General features: G+C 51.5%; 10 protein-coding genes and 1 tRNA gene. 5 read left to right on the top strand and 6 right to left on the bottom strand.

Annotated features, from left to right (window positions below; translation table 11 throughout):
• Positions 1-576: 576 nt before the first annotated feature.
• From QQ91_RS01195 to QQ91_RS01185, 3 genes are all read right to left on the bottom strand, one after another.
• Positions 577-1,428, bottom strand: coding sequence for a glycerophosphodiester phosphodiesterase (locus tag QQ91_RS01195; RefSeq protein ID WP_166283792.1), 852 nt, complete (start codon positions 1,426-1,428; stop codon positions 577-579).
• A 549-nt stretch (positions 1,429-1,977) separates the two neighbouring features.
• Positions 1,978-2,050, bottom strand: a tRNA-Thr gene (locus QQ91_RS01190).
• Positions 2,051-2,104: 54 nt separating this feature from the next.
• Complete coding sequence (locus QQ91_RS01185; protein WP_166283790.1) at positions 2,105-2,536, bottom strand: acyl-CoA thioesterase; 432 nt, start codon at positions 2,534-2,536, stop codon at positions 2,105-2,107.
• A 115-nt stretch (positions 2,537-2,651) separates the two neighbouring features.
• On the opposite strand from QQ91_RS01185, the gene QQ91_RS01180 reads away from it, so the two are divergent.
• Positions 2,652-3,005 (top strand): pentapeptide repeat-containing protein, encoded by a 354-nt coding sequence (locus QQ91_RS01180; RefSeq protein WP_166283788.1) that lies wholly within the window; start codon positions 2,652-2,654, stop codon positions 3,003-3,005.
• Here QQ91_RS01180 and QQ91_RS01175 read toward each other — a convergent pair.
• The 3 genes from QQ91_RS01175 to QQ91_RS01165 all read right to left on the bottom strand — a co-directional run bounded on the left by QQ91_RS01175 (position 2,992) and on the right by QQ91_RS01165 (position 5,937).
• On the bottom strand, positions 2,992-3,861 hold the full coding sequence (locus QQ91_RS01175; protein WP_166283786.1) for a lysylphosphatidylglycerol synthase transmembrane domain-containing protein: 870 nt from the start codon (positions 3,859-3,861) through the stop codon (positions 2,992-2,994). The genes QQ91_RS01180 and QQ91_RS01175 overlap by 14 nt on opposite strands.
• 225 nt (positions 3,862-4,086) lie before the next feature.
• Positions 4,087-5,148, bottom strand: a complete 1,062-nt coding sequence (locus QQ91_RS01170) for an aromatic ring-hydroxylating dioxygenase subunit alpha (protein WP_166283784.1) — start codon at positions 5,146-5,148, stop codon at positions 4,087-4,089.
• A 288-nt stretch (positions 5,149-5,436) separates the two neighbouring features.
• Positions 5,437-5,937 carry a hypothetical protein gene (locus QQ91_RS01165; protein ID WP_166283782.1) on the bottom strand — a complete coding sequence of 167 codons (501 nt, stop codon included), beginning with the start codon at positions 5,935-5,937 and terminating at the stop codon, positions 5,437-5,439.
• Positions 5,938-6,620: 683 nt separating this feature from the next.
• On the opposite strand from QQ91_RS01165, the gene QQ91_RS01160 reads away from it, so the two are divergent.
• From QQ91_RS01160 to QQ91_RS01145, 4 genes are read left to right on the top strand one after another with little or no spacing between them, the layout of a single operon-like run.
• Positions 6,621-7,106, top strand: a complete 486-nt coding sequence (locus QQ91_RS01160) for a hypothetical protein (RefSeq protein WP_166283780.1) — start codon at positions 6,621-6,623, stop codon at positions 7,104-7,106.
• Complete coding sequence (locus QQ91_RS01155; RefSeq protein ID WP_166283778.1) at positions 7,103-7,963, top strand: SDR family oxidoreductase; 861 nt, start codon at positions 7,103-7,105, stop codon at positions 7,961-7,963. The genes QQ91_RS01160 and QQ91_RS01155 overlap by 4 nt, the downstream gene beginning before the upstream one ends.
• The gene (locus QQ91_RS01150) at positions 7,960-8,214 is read left to right on the top strand and encodes a hypothetical protein (protein WP_166283776.1); all 255 of its coding nucleotides are present in this window, start codon (positions 7,960-7,962) and stop codon (positions 8,212-8,214) included. Before QQ91_RS01155 ends, QQ91_RS01150 begins: the two co-directional genes overlap by 4 nt.
• A complete protein-coding gene (locus QQ91_RS01145; protein ID WP_166283774.1) occupies positions 8,211-8,999 on the top strand; it encodes a DUF1350 family protein in 789 nt (262 codons plus the stop codon). Before QQ91_RS01150 ends, QQ91_RS01145 begins: the two co-directional genes overlap by 4 nt.
• The last annotated feature ends 116 nt before the right edge of the window (positions 9,000-9,115 follow it).

The following is a 9,115-nucleotide window of genomic DNA, read 5'->3' as shown; positions in this document are numbered from 1 at the left end:
GTCTTGCAAAACTAGCTTATCTCCTCTTTTCGCAATCTTCAGAAATGACCTGATTTTTTTAAGCCTGAGTAGTTACGGGATTAGTGGTAAATGGGGTTGCGTTTGTCATTCGTGCTGAGTTATTTCGTCGATACGATGCCAACATCATTTCTTCGTTCTTGCTCGCCTCACCCATTATGGGCGTGATTTTGGGGTATGGGTTGCTCGCAGATCCGCTAAATTGGTGGGTGGGCTTGGGCGCTCTGTTTGTCGCCTTTGGGATTAGATTTGTCTATCAGAGCAGCTGATTGCGGGGTCTTAATTTTGATCGCTTTGACGAGTAAAGCAGTTCTCGCGATCGCACAGAAAGAAAAATGAGTTGATACTTTAAGGACCATCATCAGGCAAATCCGCACCGGCCCCGGCGATACCTATTTCTCTAGGCGCGATCACCTTGTAGCCAGCCCCCACTATCCCTCCTTTGTCAAATCGGGTTCAAGACTTGATTTCTCGTTCGCTGAACCACCGCATCTCCGTTCAAGCATTCCACAGGAACAAAAGAGGGATAAACCTCGTACTGGATTTCTATCCGAGTGGTTATGACCGCCCTAAAACCCCTTTTAAGCGAACTGGATCATCAGTAATAAAATAATCAATTCCCCGCTGGGTTAACGATTGGACAAGCTGCAGTTCTTTATCTGAGGAGATTTTGTCTCCTAACCATTTTGAGTCCTGGGAAAAAACAGTCCAGGCTCCAATGGCTAAGCCCTTTTCATGCACCCGTTCAACCGTGTCCTCATCAAACATATTCAGGCTCATGTTGGTCAAGGTTGACCCGACCCGCTTGCCCATCCAGCTTGACTCCATCAGATTTCTAAGAAGGCTATTTTTGATAAAAACGGGTGAATAGGTAAACCCAGATTCAATACCAGGATAGCAACGCTCTAGCCAAAGTAATGGCCAAAGGTTAAATGAGGTGACAAAAACATCTTTTTCAAGACTCATGCGGCGAATCAAATGAGCAACCTCTGACCCCGTTCTCCGTTGTCCAAAGTCTAGACTATAGGCTTTAATCTCAATGTCAACAACAAGTTTTCCTCGTAATTCTTCGAGGACATTCTCTAATAATGCAATCTTTTCTTCTCGACCATAATCAATCACCTTATCTCCCACATCTAAAGTCCGCCTGATGGTGAGATCTTGAATTTCTGGCCAAGTCATTTCTGTTATGTCACCTGATACACCTGTCAGTCGTTCTGGATTGATGTCATGAAAAACCACAAGTCGTTGATCTTGGGTCAGAAATACATCCAGCTCAACTCCATCGAGTCCCAACTCTATCGCTCGCTGGAATCCAGCCATAGTATTCTCTTGATGTTCTTCGGGAACGCCTCGATGACCCAGAACATAAGGTTTTTGTACCTCACTGAAAAACTCTTCTTTTCTCATGGCTGAATCCCAAGCTTAGAAGGTATTGCTATAACATAAGATTCTTTTCTTAGAATCGGAAGACTTTATCTCAAAAGTTAAATAATTCCGTCGAATAATGAGATAACTCTGATTGCGTAGAGCCAAAGCTGCTCTTGCTCAAATTTTGGATACGATTGAATGGTTTGTGTTGTCGTGCCATCTTAATATTTATTGCCTAACCACCACGAGTTACATCTCACCGCGTCGGATGACAAGGCATCATGAGCCACCCATTGAAAGCAGGTCACTTTGCTCCACGAAAAAGCGATCGCACCTTTCCAGCAATGCGATCGCGGTTTTGAAAGCGACTTGTTATTTTCTTGAGTCTAGAGGCTCCCTGCCTCTGAGGATGTCGTCCAGATTACTGACAATTGGCTAACCACCGGTCAGCTCTGAGCGATCGCTGACCGGTATTGGGGCGGGTCTTTCGGCTTGGACCCGATGCACTAGCTTAGCGGCACCCCGATCGGGTCACTCGATACGCCCAGAAACTCTTCCATCCTTACACTCGCAAGGTCAAATTTGAAAAGCTGGTGACAAGACTCGAACTTGCGACCGGCTGATTACAAATCAGCTGCTCTACCAACTGAGCTACACCAGCAATGCTCAGCTATTATACACATTTCTGCCAGCGAGATCGACGAGAGTAACAAAGTTAATCGCTTTCTGAGGAGGGCGCAGACCAGGACCTCAGCCATTGCAGCATCTCAGCGGGAATCGGCGATCGCCGTCGCTGCTGCCGGTCGATGCAAACATGGCGCGTAAGGGCTCGACTGACCAATTTTGGGTCCGGCTGCTCGCTGAAAATTTCATAGCGAATTTCAAACATTGCCTCGCTGAGTTGATGAGGCACCAGATAGACCCTTTGCAAATCGCCACAAAAGGCCGGTTGTAAATAATCCACACAGGTGTGGGTAATGGGAATTGCCGTTGGCGCCTGCTCAAAAAAATCGCGCAGATTGATACCGCACTGGAGGAGAGACTCTTCATAGGCAGCGTGGCAAACCGAGAGTACCTCTGCAAAATAAGCGACCCCGGCCGCGTCGGTTTCTCGAAAGCGAACCCGATGATGGTAGGTAAAGGCCATGGCAGTGTAACCAGAGAGGTGATCGCAGGTGAGAGGTGATCGCAGGTGAAATGATGCATTATGCTTGTACTGCCAACTAACGCCCCTCGTCAATCGATCGCCAATGAGTTCAGCTATGGATGCCGAAGATCTCTTGACCCAATATGCAGCCGGAGTGCGTGACTTTAGCCAGGCTAATCTCCAAGGCATTAGCCTCTTTAACCAAACCCTCAGCTTTGCAAACTTGAGCGGTGCCAACTTGAGTCAGGCCGATCTCAGAAGCTTAGATTTATTTGGCGCAGACTTAACCTGGAGCAATCTTCAGCAAGCCAACCTGGCAGGCGCCAACCTGACCCGTGCCAACCTGCGGGGGGCACATCTTGAAGGCGCGGACCTGCGGAGCGCCAACTTACGCAAGGCCAACCTGCGCGGCAGCTTCTACGATCAGACCACGCGTTTTCCCGCAGGATTTCGGATTACTCCTCGCTAACCAGAAAGGCCGCACCAGCTCCAATGGCTTCCGCGCTGATATTAATAAATCGATAGAGGGCCACTGCCCCAATGAGTAATCCAGGGGTCAGGTAATCGCTCAGCACATTTAGGGCAGAGGCCTCAAAAACGCCCAGCCCTCCGGGAGAAGGAATCACAAGGCTCAGCAGCCAGGCAAAGCTAAATCCACTCACCAACGGACGGAATGCATCCCAATCTACAGGCGTAAAGGCAAAGACAACACAGAGAAAGGTGAGTCCCCGCATGGTCATGAACAGGGTCGCGCCCAGCAAAATATGAAAGGGATAGTGCTGCATCTCAACAGCCTGAAATTTTTGACCTTGAAATCGTCGAATAATCTGCCAAGCTAGACGCAAAACCTGAGGATGCAGCGCGATTAAAACTAGGCCCAGACTGAGAAACTTGTACTGAGGATGCTCATTGTTAAATAGGGCCAGCCCCAGGGCACCCGCCACTGTGAACACCGGCTCGATCATGACGCTCAGGGTCGTTGGCTCCACAGCAATCCCCTTCTCCCGAGCCGCCATGACCCGACCATACATATGCCAAACACTTCCTGGAATGTACTTGGCTGGCGAATTCTTTAAAAACGTAACAATCATCCATCGCTTCGGCGGCGTCTCCTTAAAAGAGGCCAGAATCCAACCCCAAATAAAGGCGGACCAGATTTGGGCGATCAGAGCAATCCCCAAGGCGATCGCGCAGTACAAGAGCGCATGGGACTGGAGCTGGAGAGAACGCACTTCGTGCCAATTTCCTGCCAGGGTTTTGGCTAGAAACAGGAAGGTGGCTCCAAGCACCCCCCAACGCAACAGAGGAGATAGATAGCGACGCATTGAATGGTCCTATGAATGCTGTCGATTTGTCCCTAGTTTGCCCAGGAAGACACCCTTGGGATCAAATGGCTCGTGAAGATCACCTGCATAATTAGCAGATATCCTGACATCGATCCATATCCAGGACGACAAAAAAACAAGAAAGTTTATAGTCCTCCGAAATAAAAATCAACAAGCCGGAGTAAAGCGCCCTGGCCGCGCCGGGGAGATCATCCTCAGGGCAGCTTAAGAAGCAGGGGCCTTTTTCTGCAGATAGCGGTCGTACTGACGGAGGGTCATCCGCTGAATTGCAATAATGGCCGGATTAATCTCCGCATAGTGACGCTGAGGATTCAGATCGTAATTATGTTGCTCACTTTCCATCATGCTGCGATCTTGGGCCAGAAACTTCTCCAGAAAAAAGCGTCGCAGCAGAGGCACCAAAATGGGCTGCAACCGCTGAATTAACCACTGGGGCAGCCGCACCCGAAAGAAAAATAGGGCAAAGGATCGACTTTCCTGAGGTCCCACTGGTAGCCGCATCAAATAGAGCGAGGAAATCCCTTCTAAGGAGGTTGCATAGTTTGGATAGTGATACTCAATGGTGATCGGCAGAGTGGTTGTCTCTCGGGCATCCTCAGCCAGGCCTAAAAACTTCGCCATTTTGCCCCGGTAGGAGACGCTATATCTTGCCAGCACCGCATTCTCTGTTTCCTCTAGCGTGAGGAGTACTGGGTCAAACCACCCCTGAAGATCTTCGTGTAAAAATCCATGGAACACATCCATGGTGTTCTCATTACAAATTGAAAAATGAGCTTGAAAGTGACCGGTGATGGGAATCATCAGCAGACCCGGCTGACCAAACTCAGGAATCGAGAGAAGGGGGATTTGATCCGCCAGCTCAGTCTCCCCAGGAAAGATCCAAACAATGCCGTAGCGCTCTTGAATGGGAAACGAGCGCGCTCGCTGAGGCGGAAGTTTTTGATCAGAGGGAAGATAGGGAATCTGCACGCAGGCGCCCTGGGAATTAAACTCCCAACCGTGATAGGGACACACCAAATGACAGCCCTTGACCCTGCCCCGGTGAAGTTCAACTCCCCGATGGGGACAGGCATTTTCTAGGGCCTGGAATTGGCCCTGGCTATCTCGAAACACGGCGATAGACTGATTCCAAATCGTCACTGGCTGAACGGTTTCAAGGCCAAAGTCCTTAGCCCAGCCCACGGCATACCAGTGATTGAGATTAGGACCAGCTTCCCGCACTGAATTACGAACAGTTTGCGGGATCAGTTTGGTTGCAAGTTCCATAGGGTGGCGAAGTCACACAAGCACAGCACAGTCTAGCTGATTGGCAAGCCACTATTGTCTAGACCGCGATCGGTCTATCATAAACCATTAAAAACGGTTCACGCCGACTGGCTAGACTAGGCCCTAGACTAGCCAGCTACAGGATAGCCAGGAAACGGATGGTCAGGGACGAGACTCCCGCCTAATTTTCGGAAAATATCTGATTTTATTACGCGGGGTTTCGGGATCTGGGGTTCGCAGATTGATCAGGTTCCCTGCTCTCCCTGTGGAATCAGCCTCAAGGGGATGTTACGCCGCTGGCACCGTCTGTTGGGCAATGCACGACTCTAGCGGTTCTTGAGATTGCGACTGAATGTAGGTCCAAGCACTGGCAATGGTGCTGGGCAGCACCCCCACCAGCTTAGCCAACACATCATTGGGCACGCTCTCCACTTGATAGGGATCAAACTGGTCACAGAGATGTTGCAGGATGGCAACGCCACGCTCAAGGGGAGAATCTGCCTGACACAAGTGCTGCATGGCTTCAATGTCCGCGATTCTCTGCTGAAATGCAGCCTGGCGCTCCGTTTTATCCGCTGGCACCGTGATTTGCACCTCTCCAAGGGTATAAACCGTCACACACTGCAAATCAAAGAGCCCCCCGATGGCTGCACCATGGCTCACAAACTCAGCAAAAAAGGGCTTTTGAATAATAAGACCGGCGTTGTTGCCGCCACCAATTGATAAAAGTTGACCACTCTTCAGCATCTCAACGGGTTCTTTTCCCTTTGTTAGACTTTCGTCACCCATGGTTATCGCCCTTATTTTCATTAAGCTACAATTTCCCAGCGTTTACCGCTACACAATCCTTCCTGCAGGGATGCGACTGGTCTGAGATTGAATCATTCTGGCATTTTTCTTCCTTGAGAGTTTCAGTAAAAATACCAAACATATTGCTGATTCCCGATGAAAGTCAGGCATTAGCCCAGCCGTCAAAAACCGCTCACCTCCGCTCTAGACCTGTGGGTTGCATAGAATGTGGGTTACACAGATCATGAATTCTAACAAGTATAAATTTGCTCTTGACGTATAAATACTTTTTCCCACTCCCCAGGCAACTCACGAACCGAAGAACGTCCTCCCCAAGAACATCATCGGAGATCAGTCAAGGTGTCCTGGCAGAGCCCCCAGCCCCCAGAGACGAGAATTGGGAAAACGAGGTTCCAATGGGCACACCCCTTACATCTCTGACAGCCGCGGGGGTGAGAGTATGTCAGAATAGGAGGCGTTCAGGACATCTGCGTCAATGACTGGCTGCTTGCTGAAACATACGCCTGAGCCTAGACCGAGAGGGGCCTGATCCCCTGTACCTCCTCATGCGTCACCTCTGCTTACCCTAGTCCGTCCCCGTTCATGCTATGCAAAACTTTGATCGCTCTGACCAAATAGAGGGTGAATTGCTGCCAGAAGAAACAAATGCGGCCTCTGATCCCATGAGTGTTTTATTGCGCGAAGATGCTGCTGTGGAACCGGATGAGGAACGCCTGTATACCGATGAGTTTATTCGCGCCAATGAAAAGGCATCTCGGTCCCTGTTTCTGGGGTTTTTAGGGCTGGCACTGCTGGGCACAGCGGTTGTGGCTTGGTTTGTACTATCCAACTCTTCCCAGGATGATCCTGAGGCGCCATCGGAGCAACCGGTTCAAGTTCCCGCCCCGCCCCCTGTGGATTTTAATCTGGAGCAAAGTCCAGTGACGATCCCCTCTCCAGTACCTGGGGCACCCGTGGAATCGGGAGATCAGCCTGTCAATTCCACCCAACCGCCGGTGTTCCCGGCCAATCCCCCAGATTCTTCAACCTCCTTACCCCAGAGTAGTCCCATTCCTGGAGGACCAGTGCCCTCGCCTCAACCCGATGCTCAACCGGAAGGGACCCTTCCCCCGGCGCCGCCTGTTCAAACGCCCTCAGATTCTGAATGAACGCTTTGGTAATGGGGGCTGGATTTACCGGGTCCAGCGTGGCACAGTTCTTGGCGCAGCAGGGATGGGCGGTTCTGGTGACCAATCGTTCGGGACAGTCCATTCAGGGGCTAGAAGTCCCTGTGGTCGCCTATGAGATGACGGAGAGTCGACAGGTAAATGGTTTGTCTCCAGAGCAATGCGAGCGGATCACCCATCTCCTGACCACCATTGCGCCAACCGCGGCGGGCACCGATCCACTCTGGACCGGAATGATGGCAAATCACGCGCACCTTGCCTTCCCTAACTTGCAATGGCTGGGCTATCTTTCCACCACAGGGGTGTACGGGGATACCCAGGGGGCCTGGGTGGATGAGCTGAGTCCTCCTCAACCTGGAAATGCGCGATCGCAGACTCGTTTCACCCTTGAGCAACAGTGGCTGGCTTCAGGGTTTCCCATGCATATTTTCCGGTTGCCGGGAATTTATGGGCCGGGTCGAAGCACCTTTGAGCGCCTCAGGATGGGAAAGGCGCAAAACATTATCAAGCCAGGACATGTGTTCTGTCGCATCCATGTGGATGATATTGTGCAGGCACTGTATCGGTCAATGATCGCACCCGCACCAGGCTCTATTTACAATGTTGTGGATGATGAACCCTGTGAGCCGCGGGAGTTGGTATTATACGCCGCCAAACTGATGGGAATTGAGCCACCGGATCCCATTCTGTTCCATCAGGCAGCCTTCAGCCCGATGGGACTGTCCTTTTGGCAAGAATGTCGGCGCGTGAGTAATCAGAAGATCAAGCAACACTTAGGGGTCAAGCTATTGTATCCAACCTATCGTGAGGGCCTCCGGGCTATTTTTTCTGCACAATGAACCCTTTTTCTGCCACGCCCCCGGACTGGACAGGTGAGGCCATCCACGCACTCCAGTTTTGCTGCCCAAGCTGTCATGCCGCTGCCGCTGCTGCCCAACAGGTATGGATTAATCGCCGATCGCCCGTGCTGACCGAGGATCGCCGCCGAGTTTGGCAAGAGTTTTATGGATGCGTTTGTGGCCAGGTTTGGTGGGCCTGGAGTGGCGATCGCCCCCCCAACCCAACCCTCTCTGATCCCCGGCCCGAATGAACTGGATTTATCGATCGGGGAACTGGATTTTATGCCCTCCCCAGCCCCTCGCCCTCTTGCACTTTGTGGGGGGAGCCTTTGTGGCAACAGCGCCCCAGCTGACCTATCAGTACTTACTGTCGCGACTGGCTCAACAGGGCTATGGGGTAATTGCCACGCCGTTTCTGGTGCAGATCGATCACCAAGCGATCGCCACTGAGATTGAAGCGCGACTGCGGAGCACCTACCGCGATCTTTGCCAGGACCGAGAGGAGACGGCGGCTATTCCCCTCTTTGGTATGGGCCATAGCCTCGGCTGCAAGCTCCAGCTACTCATGGCCTGTGAGTCCCCCTTACCCCGGCGCGGCAACATCTTAATCTCCTTCAATAACTTCAACGGGGATCGGGCAATTCCATTGATAGATTGGATTAATCTTCCCCTTTCGATCCAATTCACCCCAACCCCGGCCCAAACCCTGGACCTCGTGCGGACCGAATATTCTCTAGCAGAAAATTTATTGATTCGCTTTCAAACCGACACCCTGGACCAAACCCCAGAGCTGTTTCGCGGATTGATGACCCGATTTCCCATTTCAACCCTCTACAAACGCCTGGCGGGGAACCACCTCACCCCCCTAGGCCCCGCCTGGGAAGACTCTCCCCTGGGGACCTGGCCGCTGGAAAAGACAACGCTTGAAGGCGTCGGGCCACTATTGCGACAGACCCTCTATCGAGAGGTTCATCATCTAGAACAGGTCATCTTAGAATGGCTCAATCAGCAGATCGCCTCCAATACTCGCCTATAATTGACGCCCATAACGCTCAAGAGGCCCATCGTTCCCCAACGTATAATAAGGGACGAGATGGCAGGCTGATGTGCCCAAGCCCGTTATGACTCGCTCCCTCCTTTCCCAGGTAAAGT

The organism is Lyngbya confervoides BDU141951 (assembly GCF_000817775.3).
GTDB classification, from domain to species: Bacteria; Cyanobacteriota; Cyanobacteriia; order Thermosynechococcales; family Thermosynechococcaceae; genus Lyngbya; species Lyngbya confervoides.
The sequence above is the reverse complement of the archived record's forward strand: the minus strand, read 5'-3'. Positions and strand labels throughout refer to the sequence as shown.

Excerpts from the sequence above, each read along its gene's own strand:
- QQ91_RS01150 (WP_166283776.1), top strand. The coding sequence starts at position 7,960 with ATGAACCCTTTTTCTGCCACGCCCCCGGACTGGACAGGTGAGGCCATC.
- QQ91_RS01165 (WP_166283782.1), bottom strand. The coding sequence starts at position 5,937 with ATGGGTGACGAAAGTCTAACAAAGGGAAAAGAACCCGTTGAGATGCTG.
- QQ91_RS01185 (WP_166283790.1), bottom strand. The coding sequence starts at position 2,536 with ATGGCCTTTACCTACCATCATCGGGTTCGCTTTCGAGAAACCGACGCG.
- QQ91_RS01155 (WP_166283778.1), top strand. The coding sequence starts at position 7,103 with ATGAACGCTTTGGTAATGGGGGCTGGATTTACCGGGTCCAGCGTGGCA.
- QQ91_RS01145 (WP_166283774.1), top strand. The coding sequence starts at position 8,211 with ATGAACTGGATTTATCGATCGGGGAACTGGATTTTATGCCCTCCCCAG.
- QQ91_RS01175 (WP_166283786.1), bottom strand. The coding sequence starts at position 3,861 with ATGCGTCGCTATCTATCTCCTCTGTTGCGTTGGGGGGTGCTTGGAGCC.
- QQ91_RS01170 (WP_166283784.1), bottom strand. The coding sequence starts at position 5,148 with ATGGAACTTGCAACCAAACTGATCCCGCAAACTGTTCGTAATTCAGTG.
- QQ91_RS01180 (WP_166283788.1), top strand. The coding sequence starts at position 2,652 with ATGGATGCCGAAGATCTCTTGACCCAATATGCAGCCGGAGTGCGTGAC.
- QQ91_RS01160 (WP_166283780.1), top strand. The coding sequence starts at position 6,621 with ATGAGTGTTTTATTGCGCGAAGATGCTGCTGTGGAACCGGATGAGGAA.
- QQ91_RS01195 (WP_166283792.1), bottom strand. The coding sequence starts at position 1,428 with ATGAGAAAAGAAGAGTTTTTCAGTGAGGTACAAAAACCTTATGTTCTG.